This is a genomic window from Nitrosomonas oligotropha (genome assembly GCF_009833085.1).
In the GTDB taxonomy this organism is placed as follows: domain Bacteria; phylum Pseudomonadota; class Gammaproteobacteria; order Burkholderiales; family Nitrosomonadaceae; genus Nitrosomonas; species Nitrosomonas oligotropha.
The window spans coordinates 67,517-89,073 of the sequence record NZ_QRBZ01000003.1 but is presented as its reverse complement, the minus strand read 5'-3'; the positions used below and the strand labels follow the sequence as shown (position 1 = coordinate 89,073).

Here is a 21,557-nt window from a genome sequence, read left to right as displayed (position 1 = left end):
GATTTTTAAATTTCACCCGACCCGATGCAAACGCTATACGACAAACTGTGGAATCAACATGTGGTGCATACTGAGTCTGACGATCCGGGCAGTATGGCATTGATCTATATCGACCGTCACCTCGTGCATGAAGTAACCAGTCCGCAAGCATTTGAAAGCTTGAAACTGGCGGGAAGAAAACCCTGGCGCCTGAATTCCATTCTTGCTGTCGCGGATCATAATGTGCCGACTACCGACCGGAGTCATGGCATTCATGATCCCATCTCACGCCTGCAAGTGGATACTCTGGATCAGAATTGTGACGAGCTCGGAATCACCGAGTTCAAGATGAATGATTTGCGTCAGGGTATCGTGCACGTCATCGGTCCGGAACAGGGTGCGACATTACCCGGGATGACGGTGGTGTGCGGGGATTCGCATACCAGCACACATGGCGCATTTGGCTGCCTGGCATTTGGTATCGGCACATCGGAAGTCGAGCATGTGCTGGCGACACAGTGTTTGCTGATGAAAAAATCCAAAGCCATGCGCATTGCCGTGGAAGGCAAATTGGGATTTGGCGTTACTGCCAAAGATATCGCTTTGGCCATCATCGGTGAGATCGGTACCGCGGGTGGTACCGGTTATGCGATTGAATTTGCCGGCAGCGCTATACGCGCGTTATCGATGGAAGGCCGTATGACGTTGTGCAATATGGCGATTGAGGCCGGTGCGCGCGCCGGTATGGTGGCGGTAGACGATACGACGATTGATTACATTAAAGGACGGCCGTTTGCGCCCAAAGGCGAGCTATGGGAAAGCGCGGCCACTTACTGGCGTACCCTTTATAGCGATGATGGCGCGGTTTTCGACCGGACCGTGGCTTTAGATGCCGCACACATTAAACCGCAAGTGACTTGGGGCACTTCACCTGAAATGGTGACAACGGTGGATGGCGCAGTGCCGGATCCCGCGCTGATTAACGATGAAGTCAAACGTCATGATATGCAGCAAGCGCTGAATTATATGGGGCTGCGCGCCAATGTGCCCATTACGCAGATTATGCTCGATAAAATTTTCATCGGTTCGTGCACGAATTCGCGCATTGAGGATTTGCGTGCAGCGGCGCATATCGTCAAAGGAAAACACATTGCCGCCAATATTAAACAGGCGTTGGTCGTTCCTGGCTCAGGATTGGTCAAAAAACAAGCCGAGCAAGAAGGACTAGATAAAGTTTTTGTCGCGGCTGGATTTGAATGGCGTGAACCCGGCTGTTCCATGTGCTTGGCAATGAACGATGACCGGCTGACCGCGGGTGAACGGTGTGCCTCGACTTCCAATCGGAATTTTGAAGGACGGCAAGGCCCTGGCGGCAGAACGCATCTGGTCAGCCCTATGATGGCCGCGGCAGCTGCAATTGCCGGGCATTTTGTCGACGTGCGTGAATTCAATCAATAGATTACGGATTGCAGTAACTGCTCATACAAATTAATGGAAAAATTTCATACTTTTACCGGCTTGGTAGCACCATTGGATCGTGCCAATGTCGATACCGATGCCATCATTCCAAAGCAATTTCTTAAATCGATCAAACGTTCCGGTTTTGGTCAAAACTTGTTTGATGAATGGCGTTACCTCGATCATGGAGAACCGGGCATGGATGCGGCGCAGCGCCAACCGAATCCGGAATTTGTGCTGAACCAAGCGCGCTACCAAGGTGCGCAGATACTGCTGGCGCGTGCCAATTTCGGTTGCGGTTCGAGCCGCGAACACGCACCTTGGTCGCTTCAGGATTATGGTTTTCGCGTCATCATCGCGCCTAGTTTTGCGGATATCTTTTTTAACAACTGTTTCAAGATTGGCTTGCTGCCGGTCGTGCTTGATACAGCACAAATGGATCGCCTGTTTGAAGATGTCAAATCGACAGCCGGGTATCGCTTGACGATAGATCTTGAGAAACAAGCGGTGATTACACCGCAGAACACAGAATATAAATTTGAAGTCGATGCTTTTCGTAAGCACTGCTTGCTCAATGGGTTGGATGAAATCGGTCTTACCTTGCAGCAGGCTGAGAAAATTAAACAATTTGAACAAAAACGGCGTAATGAACAGCCTTGGTTGTTTGTATAAAGATCACTACTAAAAATAAAATATGATGAAAATTGCTGTTTTAGCGGGCGATGGCATTGGACCTGAAATCATCGCACAAGCCGTACGTGTATTGGATGCTTTAAAAACGGATGGCTTGGCTATCGAACTGGAGTACGGATTGATCGGCGGTTGCGCGGTCGATGCCACCGGGGAACCTTATCCCGCTGCAACGCATCAATTGGCCAGCCAAGCGGATGCCGTTCTGCTCGGAGCCGTTGGCGGACCGAAATACGATACGCTACCACGGCATCAGCGCCCCGAAAGAGGGCTGCTTGCTATCCGGAAAGAACTGAATTTATTTGCCAATCTGCGCCCGGCGATACTTTACCCCGAGCTCGCCAATGCTTCCAGTTTGAAATATGACGTGGTTGCGGGCCTCGATATCATGATCGTGCGTGAATTGACCGGCGATATTTATTTCGGCGAGCCGCGCGGAATTGAAATGCGCGACGGCCAGCGTGTCGGTTATAACACGATGATTTACAGTGAATCCGAAATACGGCGTATTGCCCATGTTGCCTTTCAGGCCGCTGCCAAACGGCAAAGAAAATTGTGCTCCGTGGATAAAATGAACGTGCTGGAATGCACGCAATTATGGCGCGACGTGGTTATCGAAGTGGCGAAAGAATATCCGCAAGTCACGCTGTCGCATATGCTGGTCGATAATGCCGCGATGCAGTTAGTGCGCAATCCGAAACAATTCGATGTCATCGTAACTGGAAACATGTTCGGCGATATATTGTCCGATGAAGCCTCGATGTTGACGGGATCTATCGGCATGCTGCCTTCCGCTTCGCTGGATGAAAATAACAAAGGTTTGTACGAACCGATTCATGGTTCGGCGCCGGATATTGCCGGAAAGGATCTGGCGAATCCTCTGGCGACGATACTCTCGGCGGCCATGATGTTACGTTATACATTCAACCGGGAAGAAGCTGCGCAGCGCATCGAGAATGCCGTCAAGAAAGTTTTGGCTGCGGGCTACCGTACAAAAGATATCGATGAATCCGGAATGAAGACGGTTGGCACTAAGGCGATGGGTTATGCGGTGTTGTCGGCGTTGTAAATGCGCCTTGGTAACGGATTAATGGATGAATGATTGAATTGGCGGTGTATTGGCGCATTACTCATTAATTATCGATTCGTAATGTAAGCTAATATTTAAACAGTGTTTTTATTTGATTAACCGGTTGTCAATTTTAAGGTAAGAGATAAGCAATGAAACAAGTGGGTTTTGTTGGGTGGCGTGGCATGGTGGGTTCCGTCTTGATGCAAAGAATGCGGGAAGAAGAAGATTTTTCTCTGATCGATCCTGTTTTTTTCACCACTTCGCAAAGAGGCGGCACGGGTCCTGAAATCGGCAAGGAAACGCCGCCATTGAAAGATGCTTTCGATCTGGTTCAACTGAGCGCAATGGATATCATCATTTCCTGCCAGGGTGGGGATTACACCAATCAGGTTTTCAAGCAATTGCGCCAATCCGGCTGGCAAGGCTATTGGATCGATGCAGCATCCGCATTACGCATGGAAAAGGATGCCGTGATCATCCTGGACCCGGTCAATAAACCGGTGATTGAACAAGCGCTGCATGACGGCGTAAAAAATTATATCGGCGGTAATTGCACGGTCAGCTTGATGCTCATGGCAGTCGGCGGCCTTTTTGAGAAAGGTATGGTGGAATGGATGAGCGCCATGACCTATCAGGCAGCTTCCGGCGCCGGTGCAAAAAATATGCGCGAATTGCTGCAACAAATGGGCGAAGCGCATCGCGTAGCGAAGGATTTGTTGAACGATCCCGCCTCCAGTATTCTGGAAATTGACCGCGAAGTTGCCGGCACATTACGCGATAAAAAATTCCCCACGGAAAATTTCGGTGTCCCGCTGGCAGGCAGTTTGATTCCTTGGATCGATAAAGAAGTGGCCAATGGGCAGAGCCGGGAAGAATGGAAAGGGCAGGCGGAAACCAACAAGATTCTCGGAAGCAGTGACCGGCAGATTCCTGTCGATGGTATCTGCGTGCGCGTCGGTGCAATGCGCTGCCATAGCCAGGCGCTCACCATCAAACTAAAGCAAGATGTGCCATTGGATGAAATCGAGGAAATTATCGCTCAATCCAATGATTGGGTGCAGATCGTTCCTAATGAAAGAGAAGCAACCACTTCCAGATTAACACCGACTGCCGTAACAGGCTCGTTATCAATACCGGTCGGGCGATTACGTAAGTTAGCGATGGGTAAAGAATATTTATCCGTTTTCACCGTCGGTGATCAATTATTATGGGGCGCAGCTGAACCGCTGCGAAGAATGCTGCGCATACTGATTCAGCATTGAAGTTCTCATTTCTTCACACTTTAGGTACATTTTAACAATTATAGGTCTGTTTTATATGAATTAGCCTGTAATTTGAGGCATAATCGCAGCTTACATGATTGCGTCACAATGTTAGCCTTTCGATATCTTTTTTCAAAAAAACTAGAGAGGGTACTTCGGTGTATAAAACATCTTTCAGAGTAAGCTTGCTTGTAATCGTTCTGATGTTGCCATGGGCTGCTATTCAAGCCGCAGGACTTGGTAAGCTGACACTCAATTCCGCTTTGGGACAACCGCTTACCGCTGAAATCGAGATTGTCACTACCAGCAGCGATGATGTAGCATCTCTAAAAGCCAGTGTTGCCACTCGGGAAGCGTTTGCGCAAGCCGGTATCAACTATGAGTCCGTGCTATCGGCTGTCAAAGCTTCGGTAGAATTACGGTCGAACGGCAATCCCTATATCAAGCTGACCTCTCCGCAAGCTGTCAACGATCCCTTTTTGATGATATTGATGGAGCTAAGCTGGTCTTCAGGGCGGATATTACGTGAATATACCGTTCTGCTTGATCCGGTTGAGACCAATACGCAGAATATTGCGGCAGCCAGCACCAGTTCCACTCCGGCGATAGTGACAACCCGCCTGGATGAGGAAAGAACACCCAGTGCTGAAAAAGATACCCAAACTGCAAATTCATCATCGAAACGCAAAAATAATGCCTCGGGACAAACGAAAAAATCCTATGGACCGGTAAAACGCGGGGATACCCTGTCATCCATCGCGCGCCAGGTGTTACCAGCCGGTGTCGACCTGAATCAAATGCTGGTGGCACTCTATCATGCAAACCGGGATGCTTTTATTGCAGACAACATGAATCTGCTCAAAGCCGGTACAGTGCTGAAAATACCCGAGAAAAATGAAATCGCGTCGATTGATACAGCAACCGCGAATGCTGAAATTAAAATGCAAACCGCGGATTGGCGCAGTTATCGAGGAAAACTGGCGGATATTAGCAGAGAATCACCGGCATCCCGAACGGTCAGTCAATCGGATCAAGGTCAGATTACAACCACTCTCGATAAGAAATCCGCTGCAGCACCTAGTGCATCTAAAGAGGTTCTGAAACTATCCAGCGGCGCTCAATTGCCGGACAAAGACGGTAAGATTCCTGACGCAAATCTAGTGGATCGCTTGCGTATGATGGAGGAAGACGCCATCGCACGAAACCTGGCTTTGAAGGAAGCGAATGAACGTGTGGCGATGCTGGAAAAAAGCATTGATAATCTTAAGCAACTGTTAGAACTGAAGGATTCCGTTCTGGCTCAGGCTCAACTCAAAGCGGAACCGGCTCCCAAAACTACTGTTAAACCGGAAATCCAAACTGCACCGGCAGTAGACGCGGCAGCTGAAAAAGGTCCGAAGTTGCAACCTGAATCCGCAGCAGTGCAAGAGATTCCAGCCGCTCAACCGGCGCCCGAAGCAGCAAAGACTGCACCAGTGACTCCATTACCCCTGCCGCCAGAAGACGCTGAGGGTCAGTCCTGGGTCGATCTGTTATTCAATTACATTGAGTATATTGCTGCCGCATCGGTGCTAGGGTTGTCGTTACTTCTGCTGATTATTAAGAGACGCCGCAATCAATTGGAAGAAGCCAGTGACGAAGAGGAAGACAAGAAAGAGAATTTCTCCTCCGCCATGCGATCGCGTATGGCGACAATGGCTGCCGCTCAAGCTGCAACGGATGTGGCGGCTAATGTACCCGCCGCAGAGCATGAAGAAGATGATTTAACGTATCAGAATCTTAATGCTGCTTCCGAGGATGAGGAATTTGATAAGGATGCTAAGTATTACGAAGACAATGTCGCGCAATATGATGCTATTTCAGAATCACAAGTTGACGATGAACAATCCGCCAACGAGTTGCAGCAGGATGAACAGCCTATTGATGAAAATGCGCAGGATACTTTTGCAGAAGAGTATGGTCAAGCGGCTGACTCCGCTCAGGATTCGACCAATCCGGCCAATCAGATCGATTTCGATTTAAGTGACGAAGCTGTTGATGCTAAGCATCAAGTGGCTGCCAATCAATCATTGATTGGCGATGAAGCTGGATTATCTAACGCTGCAGAAGAATTGCAAGCGCCTGAGAATGCTTCAGATTATGCACTGGAAATTAATTTTGACGATTCGGAAAAATCTCTCGATTCTGCCAATCTAAATGACAATGCGTCAGACGATGAAAAATTGGATTTCGATCTGGGCGATTCTGATATTGATTTCACCGATGCTAAAACAGTAAATGAAATCGAAGTGCCATCATTAGATGACGAATCAATAGCTACTGGCAGCAGTGAGAAGCTCTCCGGATTGGATGAACCTCTGGAATTTGATTCATCGCTGGAAGCTATTGAGCCGGAATTGGAATCCAATATACCCGATTTGGCCGGCATTGATTTGAATCTTGAAGATTCCGTTCAAGCGCAAGAGAAGGATGAGAACCCTGACTTGAGTGAAAAGAGCGAGCAATGGCAAGAGGTGGAAACCAAGCTCGACTTGGCAAAAGCTTATCAAGAAATGGACGATAAGGAAGGCGCCAAAGAAATGCTCGAGGAAGTCATCCGGGATGGCGATGAGAAGCAAAAGAAAGCTGCAAAGAAAATGCTGAAAAACCTGTAATTGCTTATTAACGCACATTGCACCCGATCAACCTGTATGGCAATTCTAGTTTGTGCGGATAGCGCTGGTTTTAGAGTATGACGGCAGCCGTTATTGCGGATGGCAAAGTCAACCGCAAGGCTGCTCGATTCAGGATACGCTTGAGGCAGCCCTATCCAAGATCGTACAGGAAAAAATTCGCGTCATCACTGCGGGCCGCACCGATACGGGCGTGCATGCGCTTTATCAAGTCGTTCACTTTGATACATCGGCGCAGCGCCCGGTCAGTGCATGGATACGCGGAGTCAATGCGCTCTTGCCCAATGATATAGCCATTCTATGGGCAGCTGAAGTATCCGGCGAATTCCACGCACGATATAGCGCTATAGAGCGCCGCTATATCTATCTGTTATTAAATCAACCGGTTCGTCCCGGCCTCAATAACAATAAGGTGGGATGGTATCATCACCCGTTGCAACTGGAGCAAATGCAAAGCGCGGGGGCTATCCTGATGGGCGAACATGATTTCTCCGCATTCCGCGCGGCGGAGTGTCAAGCGAAATCTCCGGTACGGACAATCACCCGTCTGACTATTTCCCGCCAAGGGAATTTATTTGTTTTTGAGCTATGTGCAAATGCATTTTTGCATCACATGGTGAGAAATATTATCGGCTGCCTTGTTTATATCGGTAAAGGCAAGTATTCTGTCGATTGGATGCATGCGCTGCTGGACAGCCGTAACCGGACATATGCGGCGCCGACATTTTCTCCTGCAGGGCTGTATCTGGCGGGCGTGAAATATGATGCTGACTGGGGTCTGCCGGAGTTTTCCCAGCTCCCGGTCATTCCGGGGCTATCGATACATAACTAAGTTACACACAAGAAAGACGATATAGATTGCCATGTCAGTGCGCGTAAAAGTATGCGGAATTACCCGCAGTGAAGACGCAATTGCAGCGATTCAGAACGGTGTTGATGCCATCGGTTTTGTTTTCTGGCCACATAGCGCGCGCTATATCGATCCGGAATCCGCGGGCCGGATTGCCGAAGTGATTCCTCCTTTCATCTGCACCGTCGGTGTCTATGTCGACCCGGATGCGGCTTGGGTCAAAGAAACCGCGCGGGCTGCCAAGCTCAATCTGCTCCAATTTCATGGTGATGAATCGCCGGAATTCTGCAATCAATTCCCCCAGTCTTATATTAAAGCGATTCGAGTCAAACCGGACACAGATTTGCTACAATATGCCCAACGTTACCGGGCAGCAAAAGGGTTATTACTCGATACTTATGCTACGGACATGCCCGGAGGTACCGGACACGCTTTTGACTGGCAACTCATTCCACAGCAATTGTCTCTACCGCTCATTCTTTCCGGTGGTTTAAATCCCGATAATGTGGTAAGAGCGATCAAACAAACCCGACCCTGGGCGGTGGATGTTTCAAGTGGTGTGGAAGCCTCGAAGGGTATTAAGGATGAGAAAAAAATTATTGCTTTCATGCAAGGAGTTAAACAATTGTGAGTGCTTATGATCTGCCGAATAAAGAAGGCCATTTTGGTCCCTATGGCGGCATATTTGTCGCTGAAACGTTAATTTCAGCTTTGGAAGATTTGCGCAAGCAATATGAATTTTATCGCGATGATCCCGAATTTAAAGCAGAATTTGCCTACGAATTAAAACATTATGTCGGACGTCCCAGTCCAATTTATCACGCCAAAAGATGGTCGGAGCATTTGGGGGGCGCGCAGATACTGTTAAAGCGCGAAGATTTAAACCATACCGGCGCGCACAAAATCAACAACACCATCGGCCAAGCTTTGCTCGCGCGGCGTATGGGCAAAAAGCGCGTCATTGCAGAAACCGGTGCGGGCCAGCATGGCGTGGCCAGTGCGACCGTAGCGGCGCGTTATGGTATGGAATGCGTGGTTTACATGGGATCCGAAGATGTGAAACGGCAAGCCACCAACGTTTATCGCATGAAATTGCTCGGCGCCACGGTAGTGCCGGTCGAATCCGGATCACGGACCTTAAAAGACGCCTTGAATGAAGCGATGCGCGACTGGGTCACCAACGTTGAGGATACTTTTTACATCATCGGTACCGTAGCAGGACCGCATCCCTATCCGATGATGGTGAGAGATTTTCAGGCGATCATCGGAAATGAAGCCAAGGTACAAATGCAGGAGGATTTCAACCGCCAACCGGATGCGTTGATCGCCTGCGTCGGCGGTGGATCGAATGCGATCGGCTTATTTTATCCGTATATTGATGATACCAATGTGCGCTTGATCGGCGTTGAAGCCGCGGGAAAAGGCATTGATACGCATCAGCATGCGGCAACATTATCAACGGGTAAACCGGGCGTATTGCATGGTAACCGCACTTATCTGATCCAAGATGAGAATGGCCAGATCATCGAGACGCATTCGATTTCAGCCGGACTTGATTATCCCGGCGTAGGACCGGAACATGCCTGGCTTAAAGACTGCGGCCGTGCTGAATATGTCTCGATCACCGACGATGAAGCATTGGAAGCATTTCATACGCTGTGCCGCTATGAAGGTATCATGCCTGCATTGGAATCAAGCCATGCATTGGCTTACGCCGCCAAATATGCGCCTACTTTATCCAAAGACAAACTGCTGCTGGTGAATTTGTCCGGGCGAGGTGACAAGGATATGGCAACGGTTGCGCAAATGTCCGGTTTAACGCTGTAATGAATGAATAGCAGTATTTTGCAGTTTTCTGAGAAGAATTGAGAGCGGATGAGCATATGAGCTTTATAAAGAATTTACTGAATATTTTCAGCGATCAGAATGACGCTAAAAAAATAAATCGTATTGCCACGAAATTCGCTGCATTAAAAAGTCAAAACCGGAAAGCATTAATTCCATTTATTACCGCCGGTGATCCTAATCCGGAAGTAACCGTTCTATTGATGCATCAGCTGGTTCAATCCGGCGCCGATATCATCGAACTGGGTGTGCCTTTTTCCGATCCTATGGCGGATGGACCGACCATTCAAAGATCGTCCGAGCGTGCGTTAAAGCATCACGTCAGTCTGCATGATGTTTTGCATATGGTAAGCGAATTTAGAAAAACAGATAGCACGACACCGGTGGTTTTAATGGGTTATGCCAATCCGGTTGAAGCCTTGGGCTATGCAGCCTTTGCTGCCAAGGCGAAAGATTGCGGTGTCGATGGTATTCTGATCGTCGATTATCCGCCCGAAGAATCCGCTGAATGGGTGCAATGCCTGGAGCAACAGGAAATCGATGCGATTTTTTTACTGTCCCCGACAACACCGCAAGCACGTATTGAACAAGTCGCAAAAATGGCCAGAGGTTACGTTTACTATGTTTCCCTTAAAGGAGTAACCGGCGCATCTCATCTGGATCTTCAAGATGTCAGCGCGATGCTGGCACAATTACGCCAATATATCGCATTGCCGATCGGCGTTGGATTTGGCATTCGTGATGGCGCAACAGCCAAGGCAGTTGCCGGTCTGGCCGATGCCGTGGTGGTTGGCAGCCGCATCATTGAGGAAATCGAAAAATCTCCGGAAGCCGAGTTACTCGGGAACGTGGGAAATCTAATCGGCACCTTACGTAAAGCCATTGATGAGAATTGAAGCAATGTTTAAAACACGTTTTAGGAAACGTTACAGATGAGCTGGTTTCAGAACATTATCCCGCCAAAGATCAAGAGAAAAGAAGCGGGTGAGAAGAAAATAGTGCCGGAAGGTTTGTGGAGTAAGTGCCGTACTTGCGAAGCGGTTCTGTACTACACGGACTTGGCTAAGAATTTGAATGTCTGTCCTAAGTGTGACTTCCATAATCGTATTTCGGCAAGAAACCGCCTCGATCAACTGCTGGATCCGGAAGGTCGTTATGAAATCGGTGCTGAAGTGGTTGCCACCGATGCGTTGAAATTCAAGGACAGCAAACGTTATACGGATCGTCTGGCGCAGGCGAAAGAAAACACCGACGAGCAAGATTCCTTAGTGGTGCTGCAAGGCACCATCAAAACGATGCCGGTTGTTGTCGCGGTATTTGAATTTGGTTTCATGGGCGGTTCGATGGGTTCCGTCGTTGGCGAACGATTCGTGCGCGGTGTTAAAACCTGCATCGATCATCACTTGCCTTTTATTTGCTTCAGCGCCAGCGGTGGCGCTCGCATGCAAGAAGGTTTGTTCTCTTTGATGCAAATGGCAAAAACAACGGCCGTGCTGACTAAGCTGAGTCATCGTAAGTTACCGTTCATATCGGTTCTGACCGACCCGACCATGGGGGGCGTATCCGCCAGTTTTGCCTTTCTTGGCGATGTGGTGATTGCCGAACCCGGCGCATTGATCGGTTTTGCCGGACCGCGTGTCATTGAGCAAACAGTGCGTCAAACACTTCCGGATGGCTTCCAGCGAGCTGAATTTTTATTGCAGCACGGCGCGATCGATATGATCGTCGACCGGCGGCAGATGCGTGACAAGATTGTCAATCTCTGTACGCAACTGATGCGTATTCCTGCGCCTATTCCTTAAACGCCGTTTATCATTTCATTTCCTGTTCAATACAGGCGCACCCAATGGAAGCTGACTCGCTCGCTGATTGGTTAACGTATCTGGAATTGCTTCATCCCAAAACGATTGAAATGGGATTGGCGCGTGTCAACCGGGTTCGATCCAAACTTGCTTTATCACCGCAATTTCCCATTATCATGGTGGGCGGCACAAACGGTAAGGGGTCGGTTTGTGCAATGCTGGAGTCAATATTATTCTGCGCCGGTTACAAAGTGGGGTGTTATACCTCGCCGCATTTGCTGCGCTATAACGAACGAGTCCGCATCGATAAAAATGAAGTGGATGATAAAAGTCTGTGCGAAGCTTTCGCACATATCGATGCCGCCAGAAAGGATTGCGATACTTCGTTGACCTTTTTTGAATTTGGCACATTGGCAGCGATGCAGATATTCATTCAAGCGCGTATTGATGTGGCGATCTTGGAAGTCGGTCTCGGCGGGCGTCTGGATGCGGTGAACATATTCGATGCGGATTGTGCAATCATAACCAGTATCGATCTTGATCACATGGATTATCTGGGAGATACGCGGGAAAAAATAGGTTTTGAGAAAGCCGCGATTTTTAGAAAAAACAAACTGGCCATTTGCGCGGAAGCCGATATACCTGATTCTGTTCATCAGCACATTGAAACTTCCGGCGCTCAATTTTTCCGTTTGAATAAAGAATTCGGCTACTCAAACAAAGGTATGCAATGGGATTACTGGGGGCCGAAAGGGCGGCGGCATTCTCTCCCATTCCCCGCATTGCGGGGTGTCAAGCAACTGCAAAATGCCAGTGCTTGCCTGACCGCATTGGATACCTTGTGCGAATTGTTGCCGGTCAGTATGAAAGACATCCGGCAAGGATTGGGCGAAGCGGTCATACCGGGCAGATTTCAAATGGTTTCGACGCAACCGATGATTATTCTGGATGTCGCTCATAATCCCGCTGCAGCCGTTGTTTTGGCGGAAAATTTAGCGGCGGCGAAACCATCCGGCCGCACCTATGCGGTATTTTCCATGCTGCAAGACAAAGATATCCAAGGTGTCATTCAAGCATTAAAAAACGATATCGATTTCTGGCTGGTATCGGCTATACAATCTCCTCGCGCCGCATCGGCCGATTATTTGATCAATGAAATTCATAAAGCGGGTATTGCAAGCGATGCGGATGTTATTTTCCGGTTTTCCGACAGTGTCGCGGCTTTTGTTTTTGCCTGTGAACAAGCCGGTAAAAATGATAGAATTTGCATATTTGGATCGTTCTATACGGTAAGCGGCGTGTTGCAGTATTTGAGCACACAACAGAGCAGGTAATAATCGGCTATTTCAAATGAATAAAAATATCAGTGAAGAAGAATTATTACTCAGGAAACGCGCAAGGCGGCGTCTGGTTGGCGCTATCATACTGGTACTTGCTGCTGTGATTATATTACCGGCTATATTCGATGAGCCAAAAGGCGAAAGTGAAAAACAGGAAATCGCTATCAATTTGCCGGCGGCTAAGAGCAACAAAAATAATTTGACGCTTAAAGAAGAGCCTGTGAATAATGAATTTCCCGGCATCGACGATGAGGCATCGCCTGAGTTACCCGGCAAATATAAAGCGGGTTCGCAGCAGCATGATGAATTCTCCGGAATGTCAAACGAACAGAAGCGCATTCCAATTCCAGGCATTAAACCAAGATTTGACCGGCGTTCGGTAGCCGTTGCCCCTGAAGTGAAAAACAGCGTTGCAGCAAATACACCAGCAGCTGTACCTGCCCCAGCTCCCGCGCCTGCGGCAACCTCAGCAAGCCCGTCCGCCGCAGCATCTGTAGCGGTACCGGCGGATGCAGCTAAAGCGTTTGTCGTGCAACTGGGCGCATTTTCCGATCAGGCGAAAGCCAAGCAACAGCATACCAATCTATTATCGAGCGGGTTTAAAGCCTACACTGAAACGCTGAAAGTCGATCACAATGAGGTGACGCGCGTGCGCATCGGTCCTTTCACGACACGAAGTGCTGCGGAAGCCGAATTAAAGAAACTAAAAAAGATTGGACTGGACGGCGTAGTGGCTCCCAAATAAGCTGATAATGGAATGGTTTCTATCTTTCTGTTATGAATCAACGAGAATTGGATTGATTTTAACTGATGACCGCGCTTGATTATGTTGTTTCCGGTATTTTTCTTGTTTCAATACTTTTAAGCATTTTCCGGGGATTTGTCCGGGAAACGCTATCCATTGCCGGTTGGGTAGTTGCTTTTATAGTAGCCAGTGCGTACGGATCGTTTTTTGAACAATTTTTACCGGTTGAAATTATCGGTGAGACATTGCGCATTTCGATTGCCTTTGTTTTAACGTTTCTTGCGGTATTGCTGATCACTGCACTGGGGACTATGTTGCTCACTTCATTGATCAAAGGTATCGGACTGGGATTCATTGACCGGTTGTTTGGTTCTATTTTTGGCCTTTTAAGGGCGCTGGCGATTGTAACGTTACTGACTTTAATCGCCGGCTTAACGACAATTCCAAATCAGGTATTTTGGCAACAAGCAGTTTTGAGCCGTCCTTTGGAAGCGATTGCACTGCAAGTGTTACCTTGGCTTCCGGCCGATCTGTCAAAACGTATTAGTTTTGAACGAAAAGAAAATCTTTAAGATGGACCAGGGACAACAAAATTAACGGAGCATTTCTATGTGTGGAATTCTCGGCATTGTTGCAAAATCACCCGCCAATCAGTTACTTTATGATGGTTTGCTCATGTTGCAGCATCGCGGGCAGGATGCAAGCGGCATTGTAACAGCACAAGGGAATACTTTTCACATGCATAAAGGTTTGGGTTTGGTGCGTGATGTATTTCGCACCAGAAACATGCGTGCATTGGCGGGTAATATCGGTATCGGACATGTGCGCTATCCGACCGCCGGATCGGCTAACTCATCAGCCGAGGCGCAGCCTTTTTATGTCAACTCCCCATTCGGGATCGTATTAAGCCATAACGGCAATTTAACCAATGCGGAACAACTGAATCAAGAATTGTTCAGAACCGATCTGCGGCATGTGAACACCAATTCCGACTCGGAAGTTCTGCTCAATGTGCTGGCGCATGAGTTGCAGGAAAGCACGCGCAATTGCCAGCTCGACCCCGCGACTATTTTTGCTGCGGTGGCCGGTGTTCATAAACGCTGCAAAGGCGCTTATGCGGTAGTGGCGATGATCGCAGGGTATGGATTGTTAGCTTTTCGCGATCCTTATGGCATACGGCCATTGGTTTTCGGTACCGCAGAAAATGAATTGGGCAATGAATACCTGATTGCATCGGAAAGTGTGGCGCTGGATACGCTGGGTTTTAAATTGATACGCGATATACAGCCCGGGGAAGCCATTTTTATCGATGAAGACGGCAATTTCTACAATAAACAGTGCGCCCCCAATGCGTCGTTGAATCCTTGCATTTTTGAATATGTCTATTTAGCCCGGCCCGATTCTGTCATTGACGGCATCTCAGTTTACGAAACACGATTAAACATGGGAGAGCATCTGGCCGAGAAAATCAGGAATACCATGCATCATCTGGACATTGACGTGGTCATCCCGATTCCCGATTCCAGCCGTCCCAGCGCCTTACAGCTTGCCAACAGTTTAGGCATTGATTTTCGTGAAGGGTTTGTCAAGAATCGCTATGTCGGCCGCACTTTCATCATGCCGGGTCAGCAACAACGGCGTAAATCCGTGCGGCAAAAACTGAATGCCATGAGTATCGAATTTCGCGGCAAGAATGTCATGTTGGTGGATGATTCCATCGTGCGCGGCACGACAAGCCGGGAGATTGTTCAGATGGCGCGCGAGGCGGGTGCGAATAAAATTTACTTTGCTTCCGCGGCTCCACCGGTGCGATATCCGAATGTATACGGTATCGACATGCCGACACGCCAGGAATTGATCGCGACCGATCGCACGACAGAAGAAATTTGTAATGAAATTGGCGCGGATTTCTTGATTTTTCAAGACCTGGATGCATTGAATCACGCTGTCTCAAAAGTATTGCCTGCGGTTAAAAGTTTTGAAACTTCATGTTTCAACGGTAACTACATAACCGGGGATATTACTCCCGAATATTTACAAACCCTGGAATTACAGCGGAATTCCAATCATTCGGTATTACAGGCTAAACTCAATACGCAATTGGATTTGAGCTTGGTTTTTTCCGAATAGCATACTGAGCAGGGCATTCAATAACCATCATGTCATTTTGAGTTTTGCTATTGGCCATTGAATTTCTACTTTTTCTGATTTCTATTACTATCGTTTTCGCTCAAGGTTCATCTTATGTCTGATCATTTACAGCCTGAAACGCTGGCGCTCCACACCGGAGTTCATCGCAGTCAATTCAACGAACACTCCGAAGCCATGTATCTGACTTCCAGTTTCGTTTTTGAGAGCGCTGCTCAAGCGGCTGCGCGATTTTCCGGCAACGAGCCGGGTAACATCTATTCCAGGTTCACCAATCCCACCGTCACTGCGTTTGAAGAACGGCTGGCCGCATTGGAAGGAGCCGAAGCCTGCATCGCAACTTCTTCCGGCATGTCGGCAATATTGGCCTGCACGATGGGGCTATTGTCGGCGGGCGACCATATCGTCGCATCGCGCAGTTTATTTGGCGCAACAGTCAATTTATTCAATAACATATTGAAACGCTTCAATATCGACACAACTTTCGTATCGGCGACCGATGCACAGTCATGGCAAGCCGCGATACAACCCAATACCAAACTGTTTTTTCTGGAAACACCGTCCAATCCGTTAACGGAAATCTCCGATATCGCGGAACTGAGTAAAATCGCCAAGAAAGCAGGCGTTTGGCTGGTGGTCGATAATTGTTTTTGTACCCCTATTTTGCAGAAGCCGCTAGAGTTAGGCGCTGACATCGTGATTCATTCCGCGACCAAATATTTGGACGGGCAGGGTAGAGTATTGGGCGGTGCTGTGCTCGGTAAGCGCGAATTGTTGATGGATGGCGGAATCTATGGATTTCTGCGTACCGCCGGGCCGACACTCAGCGCCTTCAATGCCTGGGTGATACTGAAGGGGCTGGAAACGCTCAAGTTACGCATAGAAGCGCACTCGTCAAATGCGTTACAGATGGCGCAATGGCTTGAAGCACAACCGCATGTAACGCGTGTTTTTTATCCCGGCTTAGCCTCGCATCCGCAACATGCATTAGCACAACGTCAGCAAAAATCCGGCGGTGGGATTGTGACATTTGAAGTGAAAGGCGGCAAGGAAGCCGCCTGGCGTGTCATCGATTCGACGCGATTGATATCGATTACCGCCAATCTGGGCGATGCGAAAAGCACACTGACCCACCCGGCCACAACAACCCATGCGCGTATCAGTCAGGAAGCACGGGATGCTGCCGGCATTACCGATGGATTGTTGCGTATTGCGGTGGGGCTTGAAGCGGTGCAGGATCTGCAAGCTGATTTGCAGCGCGGATTGCTGACATAAGGCGCTATGTCAGGGCGATAAGCGGCTGCCGGATTGCGGTTAAATCACTTCGGCTTTCTCGATGATGACATTTTCAAGCGGAACATTCTGGTGGCCTGCGTGATCACCGGTTTTAACTTTCTTGATTTTATCCACGATATCCTGACCTTCAATCACTTTACCGAACACGCAATAACCGAAACCTTGCGGCGTTGAAGATTTGTAATTCAAAAAGCCGTTATTAGCGACATTGATGAAGAATTGCGCCGTCGCGGAGTGAACATCGGCCGTGCGAGCCATCGCGATACTATACGCATCGTTCTTAAGCCCGTTGGCAGCTTCGTTCTGAATAGGCGATTGAGTCTTTTTTTGCTTCATTCCAGGTTCGAATCCGCCACCTTGAATCATAAAGTCATCAATAACACGATGAAACAATGTGTTGTCGTAAAATCCGCTGGCCACGTAATTTAAGAAATTCTGTACGGTTTCCGGCGCTTTCTCGCTATCCAGTTCAAGCGTAATAACACCATAATTGGTTTGTAATCTGACCATATTTATCCTATGTAAAGTGATGATTGTTGTTATTGCGTATTTTTCTCGAGTGCGGGCAGTTTTATCACATCTTCAATAATGACGCTGCTTTTCGGGACATCACCGCCAAAAGGTCCGCCGGATCCGGTCGGTAGCGATGCGATCTTGTTGACAACTTCCATACCGGAAACCACCTTACCGAATACCGCATATCCGTAGCCATTCTGACTCGGCGCTTTATAATTCAGGAATGCATTATTGGCGACATTAATGAAAAATTGCGCGGATGCGGAGTGCGGATCGGAAGTACGCGCCATCGCTATGGTTCCGGGTTCATTTTTCAAACCGTTATCGGCCTCGTTTTGGATCGGCGCTCGCGCCGGTTTTTGCTTCAATGCTGTATCGAATCCGCCGCCTTGAATCATGAAGCCGGCAATCACACGGTGAAATACGGTATTTTTGTAAAACCCATCTTCAACATATTGCAGGAAATTCTCAACAGTTTTCGGTGCTTTATCCGGGTAAAGCTCGAGAACGATACTCCCCAAATTGGTTTTCATTTCAACCCGGGTTTCTGCGGCATGAACGGGCAAACACAATGCAATTAACAACGAAAAAATCAGAATTTGACAGCGATGCATAGTTAAGTATCCTAATTGGCAAGTAGCGGGTAAGGGCGTTGCGCCTACGTTATGTTATACTCGCAGGCTATTTCAAATAGCGTGGGAACGGCTAGATTCTATCAAGAAGATGGCTAACTCTACAATTTTATCTGTTGACCTTATGCTCAAAATTTATAACTCAATCGCCCGGGAAAAACAAGATTTTGTTTCAATAACGCCTGGAAAAGTAAAAATTTATGTGTGCGGTATGACGGTTTATGATTATTGTCATTTGGGACACGCGCGAGTTTTAGTGGTTTTCGATACGGTCATCCGCTGGTTCAAAGCCAATGATTTTGCAGTCAGTTATGTGCGCAATGTGACTGATATTGATGACAAAATTATCAAGCGTGCACAGGAAAACAATGAGTCGATCGAAACGTTGACACAACGCTTCATTCAGGCGATGAATGAGGATTCGGCCGCGTTGGGTGTTTTACTGCCGAACCACGAGCCGCGCGCGACGGATTATGTACAGCATATGATCGCAATGATCAGCACGCTAGTGGAAAAACGTTTGGCTTATCCAGCGAAAAATGGCGATGTGTATTATTCCGTGCATGATTTTCCCAGTTACGGAAAACTTTCCGGTAAATCACTGAGCGACCTGCGCGCCGGTGAGCGTGTGGAGATCGATTCCAATAAAAAAGACCCGCTGGATTTCGTGCTGTGGAAATCGGCTAAGCCGGGCGAGCCGTCCTGGGAATCTCCTTGGGGCAAAGGGCGTCCGGGCTGGCACATCGAATGCTCCGCGATGAGCGAACAGTTACTCGGCATTCACTTCGATATTCATGGCGGCGGACAGGATTTGCAGTTCCCGCATCATGAGAATGAAATCGCGCAAAGTGAAGGCGCGCATGATCATCCTTTTGTCAATTACTGGATGCATAATGGGTTCGTGCGCGTCGACAACGAAAAGATGTCGAAATCCTTGGGTAACTTCTTCACTGTCCGGGAGATTTTAAAATTTTACCAGCCGGAAGTGGTGCGTTTTTTTATTCTCCGCGCGCACTATCGCAGTCCATTGAATTATTCCGATCAACATCTCAAAGACACTAAGCTTGCGCTGGATCGTTTGTATATCGCGCTCAAAGATGCCGGACCGGTTGATGCAATAGCGCTTGATTGGAATAATGCCTACGCGCGGCGATTCAAAATGGCCATGGATGATGACTTCAATACGCCGGACGCAATCGCCGTTTTGTTCGATTTGGCGAGCGATATCAATAAATCAGGCTCACAAGAGAATGCCGGGCTACTGAAAATACTGGGAGGGTTACTCGGTCTTTTGCAGCAGAATCCGCAAGAGTATCTGCAAAATGCAATCGCTACCGGCCCAGCGGATGCACTGACTCCGGATGACATTGAACTGCTGATTCAACAGCGCACCAGCGCGCGTGAAGAAGGCCGCTATTCCGATGCCGACGCGATTCGTAAAAACCTGCAACAACAAGGCATCATCCTTGAAGACAGTGCGCAGGGAACGACTTGGCGCCGCACCTAGCGAACCTATCTCACGGAACCTGAATTTTCCACAGATATAGCGTGGAATTGGAAAAATCATCGAGTTTGATGCTTTTATCCGCTGTCACACCGGGAATCGTGAATGTATTGCTGATCAGCAGACTTCCCGGACGCATTTCCTTCCCGGCCTTTTCCCATAACGCCGCCATCGGCACCGGCGACAGATAAGCGTATACGACATCGTATTGTGAGAAATCCTGCTGCCAGAAATCTCCCCACACGATATTGCAATTTGGCACGCCCAAGAAACTTCTTAACTTGCTGATCAGGAAAGGTAAGGGAGCTGATTCAATACCGTGAAACTGGCCATTCTGGTGTGTTCTGGCTAGATTATTCAATAGACCGCCGCACCCGCTGCCCAAATCGACAAAAGAAAATCGCTCTTTTCCCGGCAGTAGCGATTCCAATGCTTGATTGGCACGTTGACTGGAAAGATACAGCGGTACTTGGGTTCTATAGGTTTTTCCATAAATTAGCCATAGACTGAGGAAAAATACCAGGAACCATGTCGAGGAAATATTCAATGCCAATGCGACGACAACCAGTGGTATGAAACCCAAATGAATAGCAGTCCACCATACCGGCATGCGGATGAAGTAACTGAATAATCCCGCCAATAGTCCTTGCGCCAAGCTCCATTCAAATACACTCAAACCGGGAAAAGCTTGTGACAGGATAACCAGATAAACCGTCAGAATGGTCATCATCTGAACAGCTAATGCAACAATGCCGGGATGGATTCGTTTTAGCATGGTAAGTGATTAAGTGAGTTATGGATTTTGCAGTATTTCTTTACTCGGTTCGGCCTGCATATCGACATCAATGGTTTGGCCATCCATCGTCACGGCTTTCTCGGCCTTTTCGTTCATCACGACGATGCTGATCCTGCGGTTGATCGGATTGACAGGGTCTTCCTTGTCAAACAATACCGCGGACGACAAGCCGATCACTTGCAGAACCTTGTTGGTATCCATGCCGCCAATAATCAACTCGCGGCGCGAAGCATTCGCACGATCCGCCGATAACTCCCAGTTACTGTAACCTTTGTCCCCGGAAGGGAAAGGTTTGCCGTCGGTATGGCCGGAGAGGCTGACTTTGTTCTCGACATCATTGAGCATTTTGCCAATCTCGCGCAAAATGGTTTTGGTATAGGGCTGTAAATCGGCTTTTCCCAGTGCAAACATGGGACGATTTTGCTCATCGACAATCTGAATTCTTAAGCCATCGGACGTGATATCGAGTAAAAGCTGATTGGCGAATTTTTTCAATGTAGGGTTGTTTTCAACCGCTTCTTCGATTTTTTTCTTCAGCCCTTCCAATTTGATGCGCTCAATGCGCTCCTTGATGATTTTCTTGGCTTGAATATCGTCTTTGATTTCACCTTTTTTCACTTCACCGTGTTGACGGGTCAGATCGGTGCCACCACCCTTCAGTATGCTGCTGGTTTCGCCTATGGACGATCCGCCGGTCATGGCGACCTTGAGTGGTGTTTTGAAATATTCCGAGATACCTTCTAATTGACTCTTGGTGGACGATCCTAGCAGCCACATGAGTAAGAAGAATGCCATCATGGCAGTGACAAAGTCAGCGTACGCAATTTTCCAAGCGCCGCCATGGTGACCGCCGGCAACTTTCTTGATTCGCTTGATGACTATCGGGCGTTGTGAAAGATCATCAGCCATAATTATTCTCGCAATTCAAATAGATCATCATTCCGGAGCGG

General features: G+C 48.3%; 20 protein-coding genes. 16 read left to right on the top strand and 4 right to left on the bottom strand.

The features are described 5' to 3' along the window. The first annotated feature begins 24 nt into the window (after window positions 1–24). The 15 genes from leuC to ABD07_RS01490 all read left to right on the top strand — a co-directional run bounded on the left by leuC (window position 25) and on the right by ABD07_RS01490 (window position 17,138). Window positions 25–1,437, top strand: a complete 1,413-nt coding sequence (gene leuC / locus ABD07_RS01560) for a 3-isopropylmalate dehydratase large subunit (protein ID WP_160816825.1) — start codon at window positions 25–27, stop codon at window positions 1,435–1,437. Window positions 1,438–1,470: 33 nt separating this feature from the next. Next, window positions 1,471–2,109: a 3-isopropylmalate dehydratase small subunit gene (gene leuD, locus ABD07_RS01555; protein ID WP_160816824.1), complete on the top strand. Its 639-nt coding sequence runs from the start codon at window positions 1,471–1,473 to the stop codon at window positions 2,107–2,109. A 25-nt stretch (window positions 2,110–2,134) separates the two neighbouring features. Beyond that, complete coding sequence (gene leuB / locus ABD07_RS01550) at window positions 2,135–3,196, top strand: 3-isopropylmalate dehydrogenase (RefSeq protein WP_160816855.1); 1,062 nt, start codon at window positions 2,135–2,137, stop codon at window positions 3,194–3,196. 152 nt (window positions 3,197–3,348) lie between these two features. Further along, window positions 3,349–4,461, top strand: a complete 1,113-nt coding sequence (gene asd, locus ABD07_RS01545; RefSeq protein WP_160816823.1) for an aspartate-semialdehyde dehydrogenase — start codon at window positions 3,349–3,351, stop codon at window positions 4,459–4,461. Between the two features lie 185 nt (window positions 4,462–4,646). Further along, a complete protein-coding gene (locus ABD07_RS01540) occupies window positions 4,647–7,115 on the top strand; it encodes a motility hub landmark protein FimV (protein ID WP_240142363.1) in 2,469 nt (822 codons plus the stop codon). Window positions 7,116–7,167: 52 nt separating this feature from the next. Beyond that, window positions 7,168–7,965, top strand: coding sequence for a tRNA pseudouridine(38-40) synthase TruA (gene truA / locus ABD07_RS01535; RefSeq protein ID WP_160816821.1), 798 nt, complete (start codon window positions 7,168–7,170; stop codon window positions 7,963–7,965). A gap of 31 nt (window positions 7,966–7,996) precedes the next feature. Further along, entirely contained in the window at window positions 7,997–8,614 is a 618-nt protein-coding gene (locus ABD07_RS01530) for a phosphoribosylanthranilate isomerase (RefSeq protein WP_160816820.1), read from the top strand. Next, window positions 8,611–9,810, top strand: a complete 1,200-nt coding sequence (gene trpB, locus ABD07_RS01525; protein WP_108698929.1) for a tryptophan synthase subunit beta — start codon at window positions 8,611–8,613, stop codon at window positions 9,808–9,810. Before ABD07_RS01530 ends, trpB begins: the two co-directional genes overlap by 4 nt. 113 nt (window positions 9,811–9,923) lie before the next feature. Next, on the top strand, window positions 9,924–10,724 hold the full coding sequence (trpA, locus tag ABD07_RS01520) for a tryptophan synthase subunit alpha (protein WP_108698951.1): 801 nt from the start codon (window positions 9,924–9,926) through the stop codon (window positions 10,722–10,724). Window positions 10,725–10,760: 36 nt separating this feature from the next. Then, complete coding sequence (accD, locus tag ABD07_RS01515) at window positions 10,761–11,630, top strand: acetyl-CoA carboxylase, carboxyltransferase subunit beta (protein WP_090319696.1); 870 nt, start codon at window positions 10,761–10,763, stop codon at window positions 11,628–11,630. A gap of 44 nt (window positions 11,631–11,674) precedes the next feature. Beyond that, window positions 11,675–12,964 (top strand): bifunctional tetrahydrofolate synthase/dihydrofolate synthase, encoded by a 1,290-nt coding sequence (gene folC, locus ABD07_RS01510; protein ID WP_160816819.1) that lies wholly within the window; start codon window positions 11,675–11,677, stop codon window positions 12,962–12,964. A gap of 16 nt (window positions 12,965–12,980) precedes the next feature. Next, window positions 12,981–13,715, top strand: a complete 735-nt coding sequence (locus tag ABD07_RS01505; protein WP_160816818.1) for an SPOR domain-containing protein — start codon at window positions 12,981–12,983, stop codon at window positions 13,713–13,715. Between the two features lie 65 nt (window positions 13,716–13,780). Next, window positions 13,781–14,287 (top strand): CvpA family protein, encoded by a 507-nt coding sequence (locus ABD07_RS01500; protein ID WP_160816817.1) that lies wholly within the window; start codon window positions 13,781–13,783, stop codon window positions 14,285–14,287. 37 nt (window positions 14,288–14,324) lie between these two features. Further along, window positions 14,325–15,845 (top strand): amidophosphoribosyltransferase, encoded by a 1,521-nt coding sequence (purF, locus tag ABD07_RS01495; protein WP_108698933.1) that lies wholly within the window; start codon window positions 14,325–14,327, stop codon window positions 15,843–15,845. Between the two features lie 114 nt (window positions 15,846–15,959). Further along, window positions 15,960–17,138, top strand: coding sequence for an O-succinylhomoserine sulfhydrylase (locus ABD07_RS01490; RefSeq protein ID WP_160816816.1), 1,179 nt, complete (start codon window positions 15,960–15,962; stop codon window positions 17,136–17,138). A gap of 39 nt (window positions 17,139–17,177) precedes the next feature. Here the strand turns inward: ABD07_RS01490 and ABD07_RS01485 are convergent, their stop codons facing one another. Both ABD07_RS01485 and ABD07_RS01480 read right to left on the bottom strand, forming a co-directional pair. Next, complete coding sequence (locus ABD07_RS01485; RefSeq protein ID WP_160816815.1) at window positions 17,178–17,669, bottom strand: peptidylprolyl isomerase; 492 nt, start codon at window positions 17,667–17,669, stop codon at window positions 17,178–17,180. A gap of 29 nt (window positions 17,670–17,698) precedes the next feature. Then, a complete protein-coding gene (locus tag ABD07_RS01480) occupies window positions 17,699–18,289 on the bottom strand; it encodes a peptidylprolyl isomerase (protein ID WP_108698936.1) in 591 nt (196 codons plus the stop codon). A gap of 142 nt (window positions 18,290–18,431) precedes the next feature. Here ABD07_RS01480 and cysS point away from each other — a divergent pair, with 142 nt between their 5' ends. After that, window positions 18,432–19,814, top strand: coding sequence for a cysteine--tRNA ligase (gene cysS, locus ABD07_RS01475; protein WP_160816814.1), 1,383 nt, complete (start codon window positions 18,432–18,434; stop codon window positions 19,812–19,814). 10 nt (window positions 19,815–19,824) lie between these two features. On the opposite strand, the gene ABD07_RS01470 is transcribed toward cysS, so the two are convergent. Both ABD07_RS01470 and motB read right to left on the bottom strand, forming a co-directional pair. Beyond that, complete coding sequence (locus ABD07_RS01470) at window positions 19,825–20,586, bottom strand: class I SAM-dependent methyltransferase (RefSeq protein WP_160816813.1); 762 nt, start codon at window positions 20,584–20,586, stop codon at window positions 19,825–19,827. 18 nt (window positions 20,587–20,604) lie between these two features. Further along, complete coding sequence (gene motB, locus ABD07_RS01465; protein WP_108698939.1) at window positions 20,605–21,516, bottom strand: flagellar motor protein MotB; 912 nt, start codon at window positions 21,514–21,516, stop codon at window positions 20,605–20,607. Window positions 21,517–21,557: the final 41 nt, after the last annotated feature.

Excerpts from the sequence above, each read along its gene's own strand:
- ABD07_RS01485 (WP_160816815.1), bottom strand. The coding sequence starts at position 17,669 with ATGGTCAGATTACAAACCAATTATGGTGTTATTACGCTTGAACTGGAT.
- accD (WP_090319696.1), top strand. The coding sequence starts at position 10,761 with ATGAGCTGGTTTCAGAACATTATCCCGCCAAAGATCAAGAGAAAAGAA.
- ABD07_RS01470 (WP_160816813.1), bottom strand. The coding sequence starts at position 20,586 with ATGCTAAAACGAATCCATCCCGGCATTGTTGCATTAGCTGTTCAGATG.
- asd (WP_160816823.1), top strand. The coding sequence starts at position 3,349 with ATGAAACAAGTGGGTTTTGTTGGGTGGCGTGGCATGGTGGGTTCCGTC.
- ABD07_RS01500 (WP_160816817.1), top strand. The coding sequence starts at position 13,781 with ATGACCGCGCTTGATTATGTTGTTTCCGGTATTTTTCTTGTTTCAATA.
- ABD07_RS01530 (WP_160816820.1), top strand. The coding sequence starts at position 7,997 with ATGTCAGTGCGCGTAAAAGTATGCGGAATTACCCGCAGTGAAGACGCA.
- folC (WP_160816819.1), top strand. The coding sequence starts at position 11,675 with ATGGAAGCTGACTCGCTCGCTGATTGGTTAACGTATCTGGAATTGCTT.
- leuD (WP_160816824.1), top strand. The coding sequence starts at position 1,471 with ATGGAAAAATTTCATACTTTTACCGGCTTGGTAGCACCATTGGATCGT.
- cysS (WP_160816814.1), top strand. The coding sequence starts at position 18,432 with ATGCTCAAAATTTATAACTCAATCGCCCGGGAAAAACAAGATTTTGTT.
- purF (WP_108698933.1), top strand. The coding sequence starts at position 14,325 with ATGTGTGGAATTCTCGGCATTGTTGCAAAATCACCCGCCAATCAGTTA.
- leuC (WP_160816825.1), top strand. The coding sequence starts at position 25 with ATGCAAACGCTATACGACAAACTGTGGAATCAACATGTGGTGCATACT.
- motB (WP_108698939.1), bottom strand. The coding sequence starts at position 21,516 with ATGGCTGATGATCTTTCACAACGCCCGATAGTCATCAAGCGAATCAAG.
- ABD07_RS01490 (WP_160816816.1), top strand. The coding sequence starts at position 15,960 with ATGTCTGATCATTTACAGCCTGAAACGCTGGCGCTCCACACCGGAGTT.
- ABD07_RS01480 (WP_108698936.1), bottom strand. The coding sequence starts at position 18,289 with ATGCATCGCTGTCAAATTCTGATTTTTTCGTTGTTAATTGCATTGTGT.
- leuB (WP_160816855.1), top strand. The coding sequence starts at position 2,135 with ATGAAAATTGCTGTTTTAGCGGGCGATGGCATTGGACCTGAAATCATC.
- ABD07_RS01505 (WP_160816818.1), top strand. The coding sequence starts at position 12,981 with ATGAATAAAAATATCAGTGAAGAAGAATTATTACTCAGGAAACGCGCA.